We start from the raw sequence: 19,794 nt of genomic DNA on the forward strand, positions 1-19,794 counted from the left end.
GTGAACAGCTCGGACCGATGCGTGAGAATGATGCGATGACCAGCAGCGACGAGGGCGGCGACCTGCCCTGGAACCCGCAGCGGCAGCGCAGTTCCAACGAGCGGCTGCTGCTCGACCGGCTGCGCACCGGAGGCCCCGCGTCCCGGGCTCAGCTCGCGCGGGACACCGGCCTGTCCAAGCCCACCGTGTCCAGCGCGCTCGCCTCGCTCGAACTGGCGGGCCTGGTCCGCGAGGCGGGCACGATCACCCCCGAGCGGGGCCGCGCCGCCGTGCTCTACGCGCCCGATCCGACGGCGGGTTACGCACTCGGCATCGACATCGGCCGGACCTGGCTGCGGATCGCCCTGGCCGACCTCGACGGCAAGGTGGTGGCCCGCTCCGAGGTCCGCAACCATGCCCGCACCTCGGCCACGATGGCCGACCTGGTCGTCACCAGCGCGCGCCAACTCGTCGAGGGTTCCGGTGTGGACGCGGACAAGGTCGCCCAGGCGGTGGTCGGCACCCCCGGCGTGTACGACGCCGAGAAGCGGCGCGTGCGCTATGCCCAGCACCTGCCGGGCTGGGGCAGGCCGGGCCTCTTCGACCAGATGCGGGAGCGGCTCGGCATACCGCTCGCGGTCCACAACGACGCGAACCTGGCGGCGCTCGGCGAGTACACCTTCGGCGTCGGCGCGGCCAGCAAACTCTTCGTGTACGTCATGATCGGCACCGGCCTCGGCATGGGTGTGGTCAGCGAGGGCCAGCTCTTCACCGGGGCGCACGGCGGCGCGGGCGAGATCGGCTTCCTGCCGTGGCCCGGCCTCCAGAAGCCGGACACACTGGAGGACGCGGTCTCCGGCGACGCGGTCGTCGCGGCCGCGCGCTCGCTCGGCATGGCGGGCCCGCTCACCGCGAAGGACGTCTTCGACGCGGCGCGGGCCGGAACTGCCGCCGCGGTCAAGGCAGTTCAGCTGGAGGGCGAGCGGATCGCGCACACCGTCGCGGTGGTCGCGGCCGTCCTCGACCCCGATCTCGTGGTGCTCGGCGGTGGCGTCGGACACAGTGCGGATCTGCTCCTGCGCCCCGTACGGGAGACGCTGCGCGCGCTCACCCCGCTGCGGCCGAAGGTGGCGCCGAGTTCGCTCGGGGAGGACGCGGTGCTGCTCGGCGCGGTGGCAACGGCACTCGGCACGGCGCGGGACGTGGCCTTCGAGCGGCGCTCGGCACACTGAGGACTCCGCGTCACCCCTCTTGCCTGCGATGGGGGTCCCCACCCCGGCCCTGAAGGGCCCGGCCGCGATGCCGAGGGGGACGGTGTCCGCAGGCGCGACGACGGTGTCGGGGAACTGAGGGGCCCGTTTGACATGCAGCCGTTGGGGTGCCAATCATGAAGAGGTAGCCTTGCGGCTGCATGACTGGGGGTTACGAGTCATGGACGCGGTGTTCAAGGCGCTGGCGGATCCGAGCCGGCGGCGGTTGCTGGACCGGCTGCGGGACCGCAACGGACAGACCCTGCGGGAGCTGTGCGCGGGCCTCGACATGGCCCGCCAGTCGGTGAGCAAGCACCTCGCCGTACTGGAGGGTGCGGGACTGGTCACGACGGTGCGGCAGGGGCGGGAAAAGCTGCACTACCTGAACGCCGTACCGATCAACGCCATCGCCGAGCGCTGGATCAGCCGGTTCGACCGCGGCCGGGTCAACGCCCTCGCGGACCTGAAGAGAGCATTGGAGCAGCCCCTCATGGACAGCAAGACGTTCGTGTACACGACCTACATCCGCACCACCCCCGAACGGCTGTGGCAGGCCCTGACGGACTCGGCCTTCACCGAGCGGTACTGGGGCGTGGGCTTCGAGAGCGACTGGAAGAAGGGCTCGCCGCTGGTCTGGAAGCAGGGCGATGCGACGATGGCGGACCCGGAACAGATCGTCCTTGTCTCGGACCCGTACCGCCAACTCGCCTACACCTGGCACTCGTTCACGGACGAGTGGGCGAAGGCGGTCGGCATCGCGGAGGACGTACGGGCGCAGATCGCGGTGGAGCGCCGGTCCAACGTCACCTTCGACCTGGAGCCGCAGGGCGACCAGGTCAAGCTGACGGTCACCCACGACTTCGACCCCGAGGGCATCCTGCACGACATGTGCAGCCAGGGCTGGCCGCCGATCCTGTCCAGCCTGAAGACCCTCCTGGAGACGGGCGAGCCCCTCTCGGCGCACTGAGCCCCGTTCTCGTCCGACCGGCCGTCCCGTACCGGTGTCCTGCCCGTTTTCGTAGGCTGGCGGTATGCGCATGCGCCCCACCCTGAGCTGGACGCCCACCGACGGTCTGAGACCTGGCACCACGGATCCCGGGCCGGTCGCCGATGCGCTGCGGGCCGGCGGTGTGCTGGTGCTCAGCGGGGCCGGCATCTCCACGGAGTCGGGCATCCCCGACTACCGGGGCAAAGGCGGGAGCCTGAGTCGGCACACCCCGATGACGTACCAGGAATTCACCGCCAGCGCCGGGGCCCGGCGCCGGTACTGGGCGCGCAGCCACCTCGGCTGGCGTACGTTCGGCCGTGCCCGGCCCAACGCCGGGCACCTGGCTGTGACGGCGTTCGAGCGGCACGGCCTGCTCTCGGGTGTGATCACCCAGAATGTCGACGGTCTGCATCAGGCCGCCGGCAGCGAGGGCGTGGTGGAACTGCACGGAAGCCTCGACCGGGTCGTCTGCCTTTCCTGCGGCGGTTTCAGCTCGCGCCGCGAACTCGCCCGGCGGCTCGACGAGGCAAACGCGGGCTTCGAACCGGTGGCCGCCGGGCTCAACCCCGACGGTGACGCCGACCTCACCGACGAACAGGCCAGGGACTTCCGCGTCGCGGCCTGCGCGGAATGCGGCGGCATCCTCAAACCCGACGTGGTGTTCTTCGGTGAGGCCGTGCCGCCGCCGCGGGTCGCGCGCTGCCGCGAACTGGTCGATGAGGCGACCTCGCTGCTGGTTCTGGGCTCCTCGCTCACCGTGATGTCCGGGCTCCGGTTCGTCCGCGAGGCAGCCCGGGCGGGCAAGCCCGTACTCATCGTCAATCAGGACCCGACACGCGGCGACGAGCACGCCGTCACCCGAGTCGCACTGCCCCTGGGCGCGGCCCTCACCACCCTGGCCGACCGACTGCACATCCCCGTCGACGGCCGGAAGGCCGCCCGAGGCGGCTTGAATCCGCCGTGTTGAGCCAGGTGGACCGATTCGGACTATCCGGCGTCGACACCGTCACATCTGACGGGTAATCAATCAATCGGGCCGTCGCACGCGGAATGCCGCCGGACCTGGGGCGGTGAACGTTTTCGGCGTGCCGTCTCGTAGCGGCCGCGGTCGGCGACGACCGGCGCAAAAGCAGCCACGAGCAGCCAACATTACGGAGCCATGGTTGTTACATGACCAACTCTTTCCCTACGCTGCTCATGCCGGGAACGACAGCAGCAATTCCTGTAATTGCTCATGCCGTTGACCGCACGCAAGGGCACGACACCCACACACGGCAGACACGTGCACACGGAAATGGGGCCACACCGAAACGGCATGGCCCCAAGGACGCTTTGGTATGCAACGCCTCGCACCGGCCGTCGACTTGGCAGGCAACGGGCCGGCCGCGAGACACATGACCGCGACCTCATCGGAGGGTACCCGTGAATCACCCCAACCGGCTACGCACCGCGATACAGAACGACGGCACCACCCCCCTGATCGGTATTTTCGACATGTTCTCCGCGTCCGTGGCGGCGCAGCACTACGACGGAATGTTCGTCTCGGGATTCGGCTTCGCGGCCTCCCACTACGGGCTGCCCGACATCGGCTTCATCGCCTGGCCCGACGTCGTCGCGTTCGTTCAGCGGCTGCGGCTCGCCTTCCCCCAGCAGCACCTGCTGGTCGACATCGACGACGGCTACGTCGACCCGGAGACGGCGTGCCACGTGGTCCAGCAGCTGGAGAGCGGCGGGGCCTCCGGGGTCATCCTGGAGGACCAGCAGCGCCCGCGGCGCTGCGGCCACGTGGACGGCAAGCAGGTGCTGCCGCTCGACGCCTACCTGGAAAAGCTCGACATGGTCCTCAAGGCGCGACGGGACCTGGTCGTCGTCGCCCGCACGGACGCCACCGAGGAGGAGGAGATCCTGCGCCGGGCCAAGGCCCTGGCCGCGACGGACGCCGACGTGATCCTCGTCGACGGGGTACGCAGCATCGACTGGATCCACAAGGTGCGTCGCGTCATCGGCGACAAGCCGTTGCTGTTCAACCAGATCGCGGGCGGCAAGTCGCCGCGGCTCTCGCTGACGGAGCTTCAGGAACTGGGCGTCGACGTCGCGATCTACAGCACGCCCTGCCTGTTCGCCGCCCAGACCGCCATCGACGGCGCGCTGAGCGAGCTCAAGGCTGCCGACGGGCGGCTGCCCGAGCACACCCCGGCCAGCGTCGGCGTCGCCGAGTGCCTGACGCTCCTTGAGCGAAACATCAGCCGCCACCACGACCGTGTCCCGGCCGGCGCCTGACAGTGAGTCAGGAGGGGCCGCGTCGCCTCAGCGGCGGCGCGGCCCCGCGCCACGTGAATCCCCGCTCCGCAGAAGGAGACGCATGCTCCTCATCCTGCGCTCGCTCGCCCGTCACATCAGGCACCGCGTGGACTGGTACATCGTCGCGCTGTTCACCGTCATCGGCTTGGCGACGCTCGCCCCGGTCGAGGGCGCGGCGGCCGACGGCGTCTCGCTCGCCGTCCGGGTCGCCGTCGGGCTGCTGTTCTTCCTCTACGGTGCCCGCCTCTCGCCGCAGGCGGCGTACGACGGTCTGCGGCACTGGCGGCTGCACGTCCCCATCCTGACCCTGACCTTTCTGGCCTTCCCTCTGGCGGGACTGGCGGCCGGGCTGCTGCCGCGTTCGGCACTCAGCACGGAACTGGCCGTCGGGGTCCTCTTTCTGACGGTCCTTCCGTCCACCGTGCAGTCCTCGATCGCCTTCACGTCGATGGCCCGGGGCAATGTGGCGGCGGCCATCTGCTCGGCGTCGTTCTCCACCGTCCTCGGAGTGGTGCTGACTCCCGTCCTCGTGGTCGCCCTCATCGGGCAGACCGGCGACGGGGGAATGCCGATACGCGCCTCGCAGCTCGGGGACATCGCCCTTCAGCTCCTGGTGCCCTTCCTCGCCGGGCAGGCGGCGCGGCGCTGGGTCACCGAATGGCTGGGCAGACACCGGGCGTTGATCACCGTGTGCGACCGGGGCTCCATCCTGCTCGTCGTCTACTCCGCGTTCAGCCGCGGCATGACCACCGGCATCTGGCAGCGCGTGTCGCCCGGGCGGCTGCTCCTGCTGGCCGCACTGTGCGCACTCCTGCTCGTCCTGGCCCTTCAACTGGCCTACGGAACCGCCCGGTTGATCGGCCTGCCGTACGCGGACCGGGTCACCGCCGTGTTCTGCGGCTCGAACAAGAGCCTGGCCAGCGGGCTGCCGATGGCCACGGTGCTGTTCCCGGCGGAGCGGGTCGGGATCGTGGTACTGCCGCTGATGCTCTACCACACCATCCAGCTGGTGACCTGCGCCTGGCTGGCCCGCCGCTGGCCGGCCGGCCGGTCTGCTGCCCCAAGAACCGATGAAGACGACAGGAAGGGGATACGGACGGCAAGGAGCGGTAGCAACCCGCGTGAGGGAACAAGTGCCAACCCCGGCTGAGCGGGACCACCTCGGCGGAGACCGCATCCCCGCTACCGCGATGCTCAGCGCCGCCTCTTCCAGTCCTGGCCCTTTCGTCCCCTGGCCAAGCCGGCTTGCGCGCGGTACATCACCTTGATGAGGGCCATGCTCTGCGCGGACCGCGAAGGAGCCACGCTATGCCAGACGAGGAAACCCAGAGAACGAGGGGGCGCCTTGACGGCAAGACGGCCTTCGTCACCGGCGCGGCCGGAGGGCTCGGTCGCAGCCACGTTCGGCGCCTGGCGGAGGAGGGCGCCGACTTGGTGATCGTGGACATATGCCGGTCGGTCGACACCGTGCCTTACCCACAGTCGACGCCGGAGGACCTGCACGACACGGTCGAGGAAGTGCAGGCCCTGGGCCGCCGCGTCGTGGCGCGGCAGGCAGACGTGCGCGATCGAGCCGCCCTCCAGGAGGCGTACGACGCCGGGCTCGCCGAGTTCGGGCAGATCCACATCGTTGTCGCCAACGCCGGGATCGCACCGTTGCTGGTGGAGGACAGGGTGCAGGCGTGGCATGACGCCATCGATGTCAATCTCACCGGCACCTTTCACACCATCGAGGTGGCCATCCCGTCGATGGTCGCCGCCGAGCGGGGCGGCTCGATCGTGATCGTCAGCTCCACCGCCGGACTGGTGGGTATCGGCGGGGCCAGTAACGGCGGTCTTGGCTACGCCGCTTCCAAGCACGGCGTGGTCGGGCTGATGCGTACGTACGCCAACAACCTCGCCCCGCACAGCATCAGGGTGAACTCCGTGCACCCCACCGGTGTGGCCACCAGCATGGTTGCCGACCCTGCCATGATCGAGTTCGTCGCCCAGGACCCGGTTCTGTCCGAGGGGGCGCCAAATGCCCTGCCGGTGGACACAATCGAACCGGTCGACGTGTCCAACGCCGTCCTGTGGCTGGCTTCGGACGAGGCTCGCTACGTCACCGGTGTCACGCTGCCCGTCGACGCCGGATTCACCAACCGCCGCTGAGTCGCCGAGCTGGAGGTGGAGCTTCCATGACTGATCAGTACGCGGACACGGTTTTGGTGGGCGGGCACGTCAAGACGTCGTCGGGCTGGGCTCAGGGGCTCACCGTGCGCGCCGGTGTCATCGAAACGGTCGGCGGCCGCGACGAGGTGCTGCGACAGCGCGGACCGGACACACGGGTGGTGGACCTGGCCGGCGATACCGTTCTCCCCGGCTTGCACGACCTGCACGTGCATCCGATCTACGCCGGAATCCGCGAACGCCGCTGCAAGGTCCCGCAGGGCTCCAGCCTGGCCGACACCCTCCGCATCGTGGCCGAGCACGTGTCCCGGGCGGCTCCCGGCGCATGGGTCCTGGGCGGGCAGTGGGACACCTCCGCGCTCGGAACGATCCCGGACCGGACCATGCTCGATGCCGTCGCCCCCGGCAATCCGGTCCTCCTGGAGGACACCAGCGGACACAGCTCGTGGGCGAACAGCGCGGCCCTCGGGGCCGCCGGGATCGGTCCCGGCACACCTGACCCGGTAGGTGGCATCTTCGAGAGGGACGCCGCAGGCAATCCGAGCGGCATACAACGCGAGACCGCGGCCGACCTGCTGGCCGCTTCAGCCCCCAAGCCGACCGACGAAGAGGTCGAGGCGGCGCTGGAGTGGGCCCTCGACGAAATGCTCTCCTACGGGATCACCTCGTTCACCGAAGCCGCGGTCGGATTCACTGCCGGTCCGCAGTCCGAACTGCGTGCCTACACCCGCCTCGCCGCGCGGGGAGCCGTGAGGCAGCGCGTGCGCCTGTGTCTCGTGTGGTCCCCGAATGATCCTGTGTGCGAAGAAGTGATCGCTGCCCGAAATCTCTACGCGAGCGGTCGCGTGATGCCTGACTGCGTGAAGATCTTCCTCGACGGGGTACCGACCGACAGCCACACGGCGGCAATGATCGAGCCCTACGCGGACACCGTGGAGGGACGGGACGACGAGGTCAGCCGTCACGGGCTGCTCGCGATCGCACCGGCGGTCCTCGATCAGGTGGTGACCCGATTCGACCGGATGGGCATCACGGTGAAGTTCCACGCGGCCGGCGATGCGGCGGTGCGGGCGGCGCTGGGCGCCATCGAGGCCGCCCGCACGGCCAACGGGCACGGCCCGTGCATGCACAACGTAGGACACTGCACGTTCGTGGCGAAGACCGACATCGAGCGCGCACCACGGATCGGCGCGACGTTCGAAGTCTCCCCCTACCTGTGGCGGCCCTCCCCCATCTGCTCCGACATCGTGTCGGCCGTCGGCACGGAAGCGATCGAACGAGCGTGGCCTGTGCGGGAGATGCTCGACGCCCGCGCACTGGTCGTGCCGGGTTCGGACTGGTGCGTCGTGCCATCCGTGAACCCTTGGTCCGCCATCGAAACGCTCGTCACCCGGCGGGAGCCGGGCGGCAGCGCGGACTGCCTCGGCGAGTCCCAAGCCATCACTCTGGAAGAAGCCTTCGGCCTGTTCACGGTCAACTCCGCGCGCCAGGAGGGCATGGCGCACCGTGTCGGGCGCATCGAACCGGGCATGCTCGCCGACGTCATCGTGGTCCATCAGAACCCCTTCGAAGCACAGATCTCCCAAGTTCACGCCACCGAGGTCAAGATGACGTTCATCGAAGGGGAACTGGTCTACGACTCTGGGGCGCGACGGTCTGAGGCTCCCTCGTGGTGAGGCCTTGCCGGCAGGGTTCTACCTGGCCAGCTCCGCTGGGAAGCCACCTCTCTGACGCCGACGGCTTGACCGGGTGGAGCGGCCGCGCCGACATGTAGGCGGCACCGCGCCGGCTGGCCGGTTCGTGTTCTGTTCAGTCTCCCCGTTCCTCCCGAAAGATGGGTGCCTGCCGGAAACATCACGCCTACCGACGGAGGAACGTGCGATGGCCGCGAACACGAAGGGCACCAGGACAGGGCAGCAGGGCCCCGGGGAGCGTACTCCCGAGGAGATCACGGCGCTGCTCGCCGGGGCCGCCGACCCGGAGCAGCGGCTGGCCGTCCACCAGGAGCTGTACCCGGACGTGGTCAACCTGGCCACGGCGGAGAACGTGCTGGTCTATCCGTCACTGCGGGACAACGTGTTTCAGCGGCTCGGGGTCCTGGAGCAGAAGGACGTCAAGTACGCGCCGTCGTACGGCAGTTCCGAGATCCGCAAGGGCATCGCGGACATGCTCCGCCCGATGTTCTCCGCGGACCTGAAGAGCGAGGACGTCTTCGGTACGTCGGGGGTGTCGGCCGCTCTGGAGTGCCTGGCGTTCGCGCTCAGGGAGGGCGGGATCCTGGAGAGCGGCGATCGGGTGCTGCTGCCCGCGCCCTACTGGCAGGGTTTCAACTGGTGCTTCGAGCAACGGCCCGAACTGGTCACCGTTCCCGTTCACCTCCGGGAAAGGGGTCCGGAGAACTTCGAGCTCACCCTGGCCGATCTGCAGCGCGCCTACCGGACCCAGCCGGAGCCGCCGAAGCTGCTCGTCCTCACCAATCCCAACAACCCCCTGGGCGACAACTACGGCAAGGACCTGCTGGAGAGCATCTACCGGTGGGTACTCACCGAGACCGGCATGCACATCGTCTCCGACGAGATGTACGCGCACTCCCAACTCACCGGATCGGAGCCGGAGTTCGTCAGCGCCCTGTCCTTGGACGCCTACAAGAACCATCCGGAGGCGCGGAACCGGGTCCATGTCGTGTGGGGATTCGCCAAGGACTTCGGTCTTTCGGGCTTCAAGGCGGGAGTTGTGATCTCCAAGTCGCCGGTGGTCCATGTGGCCATGCAGGGCATCAAGGACAAGCAGAACAGCTACGCCTGGTTCAGCCCGTTCGACTCGCTGAAGCACCGTGTCATCGGGGCGATGCTGAAGACCGTCGTCGACGGCAAGAGCTACCCGCTGGAGCTGATGCGGCAGTACCGGGGCTGGCTGACCACGGCGTTCGAGGACACGCGCCGCGCCCTCACGGACGGCCACATCCCGTACCGCTACCGCGAGGGGCAGAACGCTGCGCAGTTCTTCTGGCTCGACCTGCGGGCCTATCTGCCGCCGGCCGGGACGGCGGTGATTCCGCCGGAGATCGGGCCGCACTTCCCTCGGCTCGACCGCGTACCGGAGCCCTTCGCCGCGGAAGCCGAGAAGGAGGGGTCGGTCGCCCTGCCGATCCTCTTCCCGGACATCTCCAGCGAGGAGGAATGGCTGCGCTGGTACATCGCCACCTACGCCCAGGTGCAACTGCTTCCGGGGCAGCTGCTGTCCTGTGCCGAGCCGGGCTACTTCCGACTGTGCTACACGGCCGTCGATACCAGCGAAGTCATCGCCTCGATAGGAAGGGTGGCCGACCTCCTGGCGCCGTGGCGGAACGGTCGCCGTTGACCTGCCGCCGAGGGCGCGTGGAGTGGGCAGGCGGCAGCAAGTCATGTCCGTGTGTGTGACAGGTGCTCAGGTGGAACGTCCGCCCTGCGGTGCCCGGTGTTGACGGCCGAAGCCCTTGCCACTGCCGCGGGGTTCAAGAATCGCAGCGGCCCGATCGAGCGGGACGCGAACCGATGCATGTACCGCGCCACCGATTCATCGCGCGCCGCCGCCGAGAACACCAGCCGCTCCACGGGATTGAATGGGCGGCGCCTCGGGCAGGGCGCGGACGAACTCGAAGAAGCTGCGCGAGACAGCAGAACCGGCTGCGCCGGACCGCACGAGGGCGGGTGTTGGCCGCACTCCATGTTGTCCGGCTGCCGGGCAGGCAAGGACAGCCGTCTCTGCGAAGTCGCCTGCCCGGACGGTCGGGCACATCCAGCGGTACCCGGCTGATCGTTTTCCTCGTGTACACCGACAGTGGGTGCCGGTCTGTGGCCACTTCCCTCCCTTGCGGTGCATGCGCCGGGACGGGACGTTGTGCGGCGGGCCGGTGTGCGCAGGCGGGGCATCGGTTCCGTCCACTGTCGTGGAGCGATGAACCGTGGGGAGTGTCCTCGGTGGGTGATGTCACCGGCGCCGGGTTGGATGCGCGGTACCGCAACTCGTTCGGGCGGGTCGCCGGTTATCTGCCGGACAGCCGTCAGGCGGTCGAGGCCTGGCTGACTGGCTTCGCGGAGCAGGCCCGGGAGCGCAAGGAGGAGCTCGGCCCGGCGGTGGCCGCCCTGAAGCAGGAGATCGAGGCCGATGCCAACATCCAGCTGCTGGTGACGGGCATGCTCGACCAGCTCCCGCGGCAGTTGCGACCCTTCCAGGACGTCGGGCACCTGCTGAAGTGCGTGGACCAGGTCGTCACCACCGCACCCGAGTACCACCCCGACCCGGACAAGCGGATCCTCTTCCCGCTCTCCGCCCTGTTCGCCCCTCTGTCGCTGACCCGGTCCGGCGCGGCCGTCCTGCGCCTCCCGGTGTTCAACGCCGCGCTGCGCCATGCCCTGAAGGCGTGGTGTGCGTTCCTGGACAGCCCGCAGAGCCGCTACGTCCTCACCCAAACCGACAACGGCTGGCTGTCCGCGCAGGCGGCCGAACAGAACAAGCTGGACGAGTACGTGATCCCCGACCGCAACGACGAACACTGGGGCTTCGCGTCCTTCAACGACTTCTTCCACCGCAGGGTCAGGCCCGAAGCCCGCCCGGTCGCCTCGGACGCCAACGCCGTCATCGCCTCCGGCGACGCAGCCTTCGTCCGCGTCGACCAGAACGTCGGCAAGAGCACCGGATTCCCGCTCAAGGAGCAGGGCTTCGCGCTGGCCGACATGTTCAACCACCACGCCTACACCGACCGGTTCATCGGCGGGAGCGTGGTCCAGCTGGTGCCTCCCGCCACCGGCTACCACCGCTGGCACGCGCCCGTCGACGGCGTGGTCCGGCACGTCGAAACCATCCCCGGCCAGGTGTTCAGCGTCGCCGAGTCCGCCGGCCTGGACCCGACCGCCCAAGCGGTCCCGTTCGGTACCGAGGCGGCGGCCAACACCCGGGGCCTGATCTTCATCGAGAGCACCGGACCACGCATCGGCATGGTGGCGCTGCTGCCCGTCGGCATGAGCGAAGTCTCCTCGGTCACGATCACCGCGACCGAGGGCCAGCAGGTCAAGAAGGGCGATGAACTCGGCTGCTTCAGCTACGGCGGCTCCGACATCGTCATGGTTTTCCAGAATCAGAGCAACGTCACCTTTTCCGCGAACGCGGACCAGCGCTATCGCGTCGGCGAGCAGATCGCCGTCGCTCAATCCTGATGCGCGCCGGATGCGGTGGGCCGTCCCCCACCCCGGCATGTCCTGCCCCGGCAGCACCGTCGCCGGATTCCTCTACCTCCCCTTGGTCTCCTGGGGACCACTGCTGGGTGCCGTGACCTTCTCCTGCCATCGCCGACGCGCGGCGGCCGTGTACGGCTCAAGCACACCTAAGCCCTGGGCTCCGTTCCGATCATTTCGCTCGGGTGATCTGGGCAGGCACGGTGTAGGAGTAGGACTTCAGCGCACTGGCGGGCACCGGGGTCCGGGGGCTTGCGTCAGTGGTCGGGAGCGGTGATTCGCTGACGGTGACGTCGAAGTTGGTGTTGGCGACATCAGCTGTGTACTCCCCCATGCCCATGGAAGGCACTACCACGGTGTGGTGCCCGCTGAGATAGAAACCCGGTGTCAAGGGCACGGCGGCCAACGCGGTGTCGTAGACGGAATAGTGGTGCTCGATCGCCGTATGGCTGCCGAGGAAGGCTTTTCCGTCATCCGTGTACATCTCCGTCATGATCTTCTTCTCGAAGCTGCCGTCCAGGTCACCAGTGATATTGACCTTCCCCTGATAGGTGTTCCGGTACAGGTCGAATGTGACCGTGTCCACGGTGTGCGGCGGCACCATCATCGTCTGCGACGGGGCGGTGTAATGGTTCGTGACGGTGGTTGTAGTGGTGTCCGTCCTACCGAGAGTCCAACTGGTCTCGAACTCATCGCCGCCGGAGAAGAAAGGCCCCATTTTCACTTGTGTCGTGAGCTTGTTCGTGATTCCGAAGGTCTTGGACAGGGAAGTGGAGATGCTGTCCTCGACATCCTGGCCGAATGCCTGGGTCGACAGGCTCTTCTCTCTGTTCGTAGCGTTCGCCAAGCGGGCGCTCCCGTGGTAAAGCACTACGTTGTCGCCGATGTGCGGCGCACCCGCGGGCGTCACCTTCACATGGGAAAACGCCAGACCCGAAGCGTCCCAGACGGTCCGCGTCTTCTCCAATCGCGGAACAAAAGCCCTCCCGACCTGCTGAACGACGGTCTTGTTGTTGCGCTGATCCATGTACGCCTGATCCTGCGCCGCAGTTGTCGGATCACCGTAGAAAGCGATATCGCTCAGGAACTGGCTGAGGCTGGACGGGTAGGAGGGAGCATCATGAGATGTGGCGGAGGCATTCACGGAGGCCGCGCATACCACTACTACTGCAAGTGCCGCCGCAGGCGCCGTGTGCCGGGAGATACGCCCCGCCCGCCGATTCGTGCCGAGTTTCATGGAAATTCCGAGCTCCCATTGTTGCTTCGCTCCGGCTCGGACGTTTGAGGTCTCGTTGCGGTACCGGGAGGACCCGCCGGATCGATTTCCTCGTATGCAACCATATCGCGACCCCGGGATATTCAGATATTGACGGGTTCCATGCAATCAACGGCCCTTGCATAATGCCTTCTTGACGCCCGTCGGCGTCGTCATCGGCCCCCGTCGCGAGGGATGAAAGTCCCGCAGCCGCGGGATCGTCCACCGCTGCCCCCTGGTCAGGGCGCAGGGGTGCAGCGGGGACGGTCCGGGGCGGCGGGGTCAGTTCAGGCCGACGGCGGCCAGTGCGGTGGTCCAGTCGGTCGCGATCGCCTGGCGTGCGTCGTCGAGGGGGACCTGCCCATTGCAGACGGCGGTCTTGAGGCGGTTCTCGACGGTGTCCTTGTTGCCCGCGGTCTTGCCGCCGGTGCTGTACCGCGGCTCGGGCCACAGGTTCATCGGGTCTCGGGGTGCGCCGCCCAGCTCCAGCGGGACGAGGTGGTCCTCCTCGTAGTCGGCGGTGCTGGTGTCGCTGTAGCCGTAGTCCGCGATCTGCTGAACCTTCAGCGGGTTCGTGTACGAGGTGGGCGGACGTACCGTGGACGTCCAGCCCGACACACAGATCGTCGAGCCGATCGTGTCCTGGGTGACATCCGGGTTGAAGGCGCCGGGCTGGCAGACCGGGTCGGGCAGCGGCAGATACGACTGCGAACACGACGCCGAAGCCACGGCCGCGGTGGGGGCAGTGGCGTGTGCGCCGGCCGTGCCGACGGTCAGCGCACCGGCGGCGAGGGTGAACACGCCTATGGTGGAAGCGAGTTGGCGTATCGCATACATGCGGGGGGTCTCCATCGCATCAGAGCCCGGCTTGGATGCCGGGCGGCTGACGGCATGACACCAGGCGCAGTATCTATGCGAGTAGACCCAGGAGATGAACAACGGGCAACGTGCGCCATCGTTGCCCGCCCGTGGGCGTCCCATGACCAGAAAATCAGGGCTCCTTGGTGGCCATCCGACCCAGCGTCCCTCTATCGGGGCCGTTGAACCCGCGGAAGACAACACGTAGGCCATCGACGACGCTCGTCCCGGACCTGTCCATCGCCCCGCGCGCCTGCACGCCGACGGCACCCCGACCGCCAGGTGACTGCCGCCGTTCTGTTGGCCTGGACCCAGGGTTCGACGTCGCGACGTCCGAAGACGGCGGCGCCTGGTGGCCGCGGATGGCGGCTGGCGCCAGTCTCAGCGGCTGGCGGAGCCGGGCGAGCGGATACGGGTGATGCCGAGCGCGCCGGTGAAGCTGGCGATCGCGGATCGGCGGCCAGTGTCGCGGATCGGCGGCGAGTGTTACTGCCCTGTCCGCCCATACCGATCGGACGATGGACAGCGGGCTGAAGGACGAGACGATCGCGCGTCGACTCCGCATCGGCGAGCGCAGCCTGCGGCGGCGGATGTCGGTGCTCTTGGGCCCGCCAGCAGCAACGAGCCGGTTTCGGGTGGGAGTTCGGGCAGCACGGCGAGGACGGCTTGAGACCCCCGCAGGAACTGGCGTCCACGCCACAACCCGCCTTCCTCCACGGCCAACCCGGTTGAGGTCGTCGCCCACACCGGCGGACATGCCGAGTGGCTCAGCAGCGACCAGCGCAGGACACAACCCGCCGCCGTGCCTCACCGACCTCCCCACCCTGGCTGAAACGCCTCGGCCCGTACACCGGCAGCCAACCTCTTACGTTCGAAACTTGACGAAGACTGCACATCTATTGACGTGAATCGTTCAGGAAATTTATGGTCCCAGGACCCTCGCAGGCGAACCAGAGTCACGGAGAACCATGACGTCGTACTCCCTCGGTGTGCGGCCGCGTGCCGCCCGCCTGACCGCGGTGCTGCTGGCCGGAGCGCTTCTCGCCTCCGTGCCGCCGGCGGCCTCGCAGCCGGTGCGGAACACCGCCGCCACGACCGCCACCTGCCCCGAAAGCGACGGCTGGGCGCTTGGCACCACCCGCATCGACGCGTCGGACACCCACCATGCCTTCGTCGGCAATGGCTACCTGGGGCAGCGCGTGCCGCCGAACGGTGCCGGATACGCCGACAGCACGGCCAAGACCGGCTGGCCGCTGTTCACCCCGAGCTACGACGGCTCCTTCGTGTCCGGGCTCTACGCGCACAACAAACAGACCGCCGGGGACCGGCAGGCCGTCGCGGCGCTGCCCACCTGGACCTCGCTCGCCGTCGGCACCGATGGAGCACAGGGCGATACCTTCAACTCTTCGACGCCGTCCGGCCGGATCTCCCACTACCGTCAGTCGCTCCTTCTCCACTGCGGCGTGGTGCGTACGTCGCTGACCTGGACCGCGACCGACGGGCGCCGGACCGACCTCGTGTACGAGGTGCTCGCCGACCGCGTCAACCCGCACGTGGGCGCCGTACGTCTGAGCATGACGCCGCACTGGAGCGGCGAGGCGACCGTGACCGACCTGCTGGACGGGCGCGGCGCGCGGCGCATGCGGCAGACCGGCGGCGGTGACCGGACCGGCGGGCAGCGCGGCGACGGGACCGCACCGAGCATGGATGTGGCCTTCCGCACGGACGGCACGGACGTGGACGGAGCCGTCGCCTCCACCCTGCGCGCCGGACGCGGAGCACACGCCACCAACGTCCAACAGGCCGGTCAGGCAAAGGAGATGACGACCCATCAGGCCATCAGCCTTCCGGTCCGACGTGGACAGTCGTACGAGTTCACCAAGTACGTCGGCGTCGACACGTCGCTGACCTCGCGCGCACCGCGCCGCGATGCCACCGCCGCCTCACAGCGTGCCGCCGACGACGGCTGGGATGCCCTGCTGAGCGCCCACACCGCCGCCTGGTCGCGGCTCTGGCGCAGCAATATCGAGATACCCGGACAGCCCGGGATGCAGTCGTGGGTGCGGTCCGCGCAGTACGGGCTGTTCTCCAACACCCGCGAGGGCGCGGACAACAGCATTGCTCCGACGGGCCTGACCAGCGACAACTATGCGGGCCTCGTCTTCTGGGACGCCGAGACGTGGATGTACCCGGGCCTGCTCGTCACCCGGCCCGAACTCGCCAAGACGGTGGTCGACTATCGCTACCGGACCCTCGCGGGGGCCCGCGAGAATGCGCGCGAGCTCGGCTATCAGGGGCTCTTCTACCCCTGGAACAGCGGGAGTTCGGGCAACCTGGCCCAGGAGTGCCACAGCGTCGACCCGCCGCACTGCCGCACCCAGATCCACCTCCAGTCCGACATCTCCCTGGCCACCTGGCAGTACTACCTGGCCACCAACGACACGCAGTGGCTGCGCGAGCGCGGCTGGCCGGTGCTGCAGGGCATCGCCGAGTTCTGGGCGGGACGTGTCAGCCGCAACACGGACGGCAGCTACTCGATCAAGGACACGGCAGGGCCCGACGAATACAGCAACGGCGTCGACGACGCGGTCTTCACCAACGCCGGCGCCGTCACCGCCCTGCGCCACGCCATCCGCGCCGCCGAACTGCTCGGCCGGCCGGTGCCCACCGAGTGGAAGACGATCGCCGACCACATCCGGATCCCGTACGACGCACGGAGCGAGGTCTTCCAGCAGTACGCCGGATACCACGGCAGCACCATCAAACAGGCCGACACGGTCCTGCTGATGTATCCGCTGGAGTGGCCGATGCCCCAGGGCGCCGACGCCGCCACCCTCGACTACTACGCGCAGCGCACCGACCCGGACGGCCCGGCCATGACGGACTCGGTGCATGCCATCGACGCCGCCGGACTCGGCGAGCCGGGCTGCTCCACGTACACCTATCTGGAACGTTCCATCAAGCCGTTCGTCCGCGGCCCCTTCGCCCAGTTCTCGGAGGCTCGCGGCGACAAGGCGGGCGCCCAGGACCCGCTGGCCGGATCGCCCGCCCAGGACTTCCTGACCGGCAAGGGCGGCTTCCTGCAGGTCTTCACCAACGGCCTGACCGGCATGCGGATGCGCGAGGACCGCCTCCACCTCGACCCGATGCTGCCCCCGCAGCTCGACCGCGGCGTCACCCTGCACGGACTGACCTGGCAGGGGCGCACCTACGACATCGAGATCGGCGCCCACCGCACCACCGTGCGTCTCACCGACGGCGCCCCGATGACGCTGGACACCCCCCAGGGCCAGCAGATGGTCAGCAAGGGCGCCCCGGCCGTCCTCAAGACCCGCCGCCCCGACCTCACGCCCACCACCAACGCGGCCCGCTGCACCACCGCCACTGCCTCGTCCGAACAGCCCGGCATGTACGCGGACGCCGCGCTCGACGGCAACGGGGCCACGGCCTGGGTCCCGGACGGGGCGAGCGGCGAACTGACGGCGGACCTCGCCAGGCCCGTCCGCGTAACGAAGGTCACCCCCACCTGGAACGGCACCAAACCCACCGGCTACAGCATCGACCTCTCCCTCGACGGGCGCCACTGGCAGCCCGCGACGGCGGGTGATGCGCGACTCGCGCGGTACGTACGCGTGACGGTCCGGGGCGAGGCCGGGGCCAAGCAGCATCCGGGCATCGCGGAGCTGACCGTGAACTAGGTGCTGCTCAGCTGCGGGCCCCGTTCGACCCGCGCAGGTGGCGGGCGGCGGTGCGTCCCATCCGAGTGATCGCCTCGGTGAGGACGGACGGGGAGGTGGCGAAGTTCAGACGGACGTGCCCGGCTCCTCCCGTTCCGAAGATGTGGCCGGCGGAGAGCGCCACCCGGGCGTTCTCCAGGAACAGCTGGGCGGGGCCGGCCAGGTCGCTGACGACCGCAAGGTCTGTCGGGCTTCCTTCCGGGGCGAGGCCGAGGGAGCGGCAGTCGAGCCAGGCCAGGTAGGTCCCCTCCGGCCTGGCGTAGCCGATTCCGGGCAGGTGTTGGTCGACGAGCCGGCCCAGCAGGGAGCGGTTCGCGTCGAGCCCTGCCAGCAACGCATCGAGCCACTTGTCCCCGTGGCGATAGGCCGCCGTATGGGCGATGACGCCCAGGAGGCTGGCGCCGTGATGGACTTCCTCGGGCAGCCGGCGCAGATCGGCAGCGGCTTCAGGCCCGGCGATGGCGAGTGCCGCCTTGATTCCGGCGAGATTCCAGCCCTTGGTCGCCGACATGAGCGAGAAGGCGTCCTCGGCTCCGGGCAGGCTGAGATAGGGCGTGAAGTCGGCGCCCGGCAGTACGAGTGGGGCATGGATCTCGTCGGCGACGACACGTATTGCGTACCGGCGAGCCAACTCCGCGACGGCGGCGAGCTCCTCGACGGTGTGAACCGTTCCGGTGGGGTTGTGCGGATTGCAGAGGAGAAAGGCGATCCTGCCCTTGCCGCTCTGCTCCCGGGTACGCCGGAACGTCTCCTCCAGCGTGTCCAGGTCGATGCGGAGATCTCGCCCGAGCGGTGCCTCCACGATCCGGCGGTCGTCATGGGTGACGAAGGCGTAAAAGGGTGCGTACACCGGGGAGTTGACGATGACCGGGTCGCCGGAGTCAGTGATCAGCCGCAGTATCTGCACCGCACCCATCATCACGTCCGGGATCACCGCGACGCGGTCGACCGCCACCCCTTCCCACTTCCAGCGACGTGCGGCGAAGCCGGCCAGCGACTCGGCGAACTCGGTTCCGGCGGGGTATCCGGTGTCACCGGCATCGATGGCCGATCGAAGCGCTTCGGCGACCGGCGGTGCGAGCAGGACATCCATCTCCGCCACCCACAGAGGCAGGACGTCTGCCGGATGCGTGCGCCACTTCATGCTGCTGCGCTTACGGAGCTGCTCAAGCGAAAGCTCCTCTAGAGGGTTCGAACATTCTCCGGCTCCGGCGTCTGCGGAGCCGCACCCACCGGCGGCAGTCACGATCAGCATTGGACCGCCATTTCGGTCCCGGCGCAAGCGCTACCCCCGGCACCGTACTCGTAGCCCCTACCCGACGAGGTGAAGGACCGGGGCCGGGGTGTCAGCGCAGTACGGTACGCCGCTCGATGTCGCCGTTGCGGCGTGTGGCGGTCGCGGTGGCGAAGCGACCTTCCGCGACGCTGAGCCAGAACTGACTGCCGACCAAGACCTCCGTCCCCTTCCTTGACGTGTTCCCCCACCGTCGCCCGCGCTGAAAGGTGACGTCCGGCGGAACCGCCTGCCCGCCCTCGAAGACGCCCCAGGCCAGGGTGATGGGACCGCCGTCGGCCCGCGTGCCCGACAGCGCGCCGAGCAGGGTGGCCGAGACCAGAGCGGTCGGGACGACGACGTCCACGACGCGTTCGCCGTCGTAGATCTCCAGGGCCGCACGTCCCAGAGTCGCCCGGCTGAGCCTCACCGACCATGGGGTGCCCTGGAGTTGGACCCGGTCGTCGTCGCCGGATGGGCGAAGAAGCTCTTGGTTCAGCACAGTGTTCACGGCGTCGACTCTCCTTGGCCCGCTCTTGAGGTACACAACCGAGCCTGACCGGAGCGAGGGCCCCAGTCGCCAACGCCAGTACCCGACTCCGGGGTGGCACTGGGTTCACCCCCCGACTCGGGGAATCCCCCCGCGGATTCGGCTCCCGGGGGCCGTGGTGTCCCTAGTACCACCATGCATTCGGATGCCTGGGTTGAGGATCGGGTCCGGGTCCCTCGGCACTGTGGTGTTGGCAGGGGGCGAGCCGAGCGCGGACCTTC

General features: G+C 68.7%; 14 protein-coding genes. 10 read left to right on the forward strand and 4 right to left on the reverse strand.

Annotated features, from left to right (window positions below; translation table 11 throughout):
- Positions 1-35 precede the first annotated feature (35 nt).
- The 9 genes from ACSHXC_RS02865 to ACSHXC_RS02905 all read left to right on the forward strand — a co-directional run bounded on the left by ACSHXC_RS02865 (position 36) and on the right by ACSHXC_RS02905 (position 11,882).
- Complete coding sequence (locus ACSHXC_RS02865) at positions 36-1,211, forward strand: ROK family transcriptional regulator (protein WP_438289991.1); 1,176 nt, start codon at positions 36-38, stop codon at positions 1,209-1,211.
- 199 nt (positions 1,212-1,410) lie between these two features.
- Entirely contained in the window at positions 1,411-2,196 is a 786-nt protein-coding gene (locus tag ACSHXC_RS02870) for an ArsR/SmtB family transcription factor (protein WP_438289992.1), read from the forward strand.
- 64 nt (positions 2,197-2,260) lie between these two features.
- Positions 2,261-3,184 carry an NAD-dependent protein deacetylase gene (locus ACSHXC_RS02875; RefSeq protein ID WP_438289993.1) on the forward strand — a complete coding sequence of 308 codons (924 nt, stop codon included), beginning with the start codon at positions 2,261-2,263 and terminating at the stop codon, positions 3,182-3,184.
- Between the two features lie 455 nt (positions 3,185-3,639).
- Entirely contained in the window at positions 3,640-4,497 is an 858-nt protein-coding gene (locus ACSHXC_RS02880; RefSeq protein ID WP_438289994.1) for an isocitrate lyase/PEP mutase family protein, read from the forward strand.
- An 82-nt stretch (positions 4,498-4,579) separates the two neighbouring features.
- A complete protein-coding gene (locus ACSHXC_RS02885; protein WP_438289995.1) occupies positions 4,580-5,668 on the forward strand; it encodes a bile acid:sodium symporter family protein in 1,089 nt (362 codons plus the stop codon).
- Positions 5,669-5,826: 158 nt separating this feature from the next.
- A complete protein-coding gene (locus tag ACSHXC_RS02890) occupies positions 5,827-6,669 on the forward strand; it encodes a mycofactocin-coupled SDR family oxidoreductase (RefSeq protein ID WP_438289996.1) in 843 nt (280 codons plus the stop codon).
- 26 nt (positions 6,670-6,695) lie between these two features.
- Complete coding sequence (locus ACSHXC_RS02895) at positions 6,696-8,363, forward strand: amidohydrolase (RefSeq protein WP_438289997.1); 1,668 nt, start codon at positions 6,696-6,698, stop codon at positions 8,361-8,363.
- A gap of 205 nt (positions 8,364-8,568) precedes the next feature.
- Positions 8,569-10,047, forward strand: a complete 1,479-nt coding sequence (locus tag ACSHXC_RS02900; protein ID WP_438289998.1) for a pyridoxal phosphate-dependent aminotransferase — start codon at positions 8,569-8,571, stop codon at positions 10,045-10,047.
- A 599-nt stretch (positions 10,048-10,646) separates the two neighbouring features.
- On the forward strand, positions 10,647-11,882 hold the full coding sequence (locus ACSHXC_RS02905; RefSeq protein ID WP_438289999.1) for a phophatidylserine decarboxylase associated domain-containing protein: 1,236 nt from the start codon (positions 10,647-10,649) through the stop codon (positions 11,880-11,882).
- Positions 11,883-12,072: 190 nt separating this feature from the next.
- Here the strand turns inward: ACSHXC_RS02905 and ACSHXC_RS02910 are convergent, their stop codons facing one another.
- The gene (locus tag ACSHXC_RS02910; protein WP_438290000.1) at positions 12,073-13,137 is read right to left on the reverse strand and encodes an ETX/MTX2 family pore-forming toxin; all 1,065 of its coding nucleotides are present in this window, start codon (positions 13,135-13,137) and stop codon (positions 12,073-12,075) included.
- A gap of 300 nt (positions 13,138-13,437) precedes the next feature.
- Positions 13,438-13,992, reverse strand: a complete 555-nt coding sequence (locus ACSHXC_RS02915; RefSeq protein WP_438290001.1) for a hypothetical protein — start codon at positions 13,990-13,992, stop codon at positions 13,438-13,440.
- Positions 13,993-14,981: 989 nt separating this feature from the next.
- Between ACSHXC_RS02915 and ACSHXC_RS02920 the strand changes: the two genes are divergently transcribed.
- On the forward strand, positions 14,982-17,711 hold the full coding sequence (locus tag ACSHXC_RS02920; protein WP_438290002.1) for a discoidin domain-containing protein: 2,730 nt from the start codon (positions 14,982-14,984) through the stop codon (positions 17,709-17,711).
- Positions 17,712-17,718: 7 nt separating this feature from the next.
- Here ACSHXC_RS02920 and ACSHXC_RS02925 read toward each other — a convergent pair whose 3' ends face one another.
- Entirely contained in the window at positions 17,719-19,005 is a 1,287-nt protein-coding gene (locus tag ACSHXC_RS02925; protein WP_438290003.1) for a MalY/PatB family protein, read from the reverse strand.
- Positions 19,006-19,096: 91 nt separating this feature from the next.
- Positions 19,097-19,534 carry a hypothetical protein gene (locus ACSHXC_RS02930; protein WP_438290004.1) on the reverse strand — a complete coding sequence of 146 codons (438 nt, stop codon included), beginning with the start codon at positions 19,532-19,534 and terminating at the stop codon, positions 19,097-19,099.
- Positions 19,535-19,794 lie beyond the last annotated feature (260 nt).

Source organism: Streptomyces sp. HUAS TT7, assembly GCF_051550175.1.
In the GTDB taxonomy this organism is placed as follows: Bacteria; Actinomycetota; Actinomycetes; order Streptomycetales; family Streptomycetaceae; genus Streptomyces.

Bases quoted from the DNA above. Each gene is read 5' to 3' on its own strand.
- ACSHXC_RS02890 (WP_438289996.1), top strand. From the start codon at position 5,827: ATGCCAGACGAGGAAACCCAGAGAACGAGGGGGCGCCTTGACGGCAAG.
- ACSHXC_RS02875 (WP_438289993.1), top strand. From the start codon at position 2,261: ATGCGCATGCGCCCCACCCTGAGCTGGACGCCCACCGACGGTCTGAGA.
- ACSHXC_RS02915 (WP_438290001.1), bottom strand. From the start codon at position 13,992: ATGTATGCGATACGCCAACTCGCTTCCACCATAGGCGTGTTCACCCTC.
- ACSHXC_RS02900 (WP_438289998.1), top strand. From the start codon at position 8,569: ATGGCCGCGAACACGAAGGGCACCAGGACAGGGCAGCAGGGCCCCGGG.
- ACSHXC_RS02925 (WP_438290003.1), bottom strand. From the start codon at position 19,005: ATGCTGATCGTGACTGCCGCCGGTGGGTGCGGCTCCGCAGACGCCGGA.
- ACSHXC_RS02920 (WP_438290002.1), top strand. From the start codon at position 14,982: ATGACGTCGTACTCCCTCGGTGTGCGGCCGCGTGCCGCCCGCCTGACC.
- ACSHXC_RS02895 (WP_438289997.1), top strand. From the start codon at position 6,696: ATGACTGATCAGTACGCGGACACGGTTTTGGTGGGCGGGCACGTCAAG.
- ACSHXC_RS02885 (WP_438289995.1), top strand. From the start codon at position 4,580: ATGCTCCTCATCCTGCGCTCGCTCGCCCGTCACATCAGGCACCGCGTG.
- ACSHXC_RS02870 (WP_438289992.1), top strand. From the start codon at position 1,411: ATGGACGCGGTGTTCAAGGCGCTGGCGGATCCGAGCCGGCGGCGGTTG.
- ACSHXC_RS02865 (WP_438289991.1), top strand. From the start codon at position 36: ATGACCAGCAGCGACGAGGGCGGCGACCTGCCCTGGAACCCGCAGCGG.
- ACSHXC_RS02910 (WP_438290000.1), bottom strand. From the start codon at position 13,137: ATGAAACTCGGCACGAATCGGCGGGCGGGGCGTATCTCCCGGCACACG.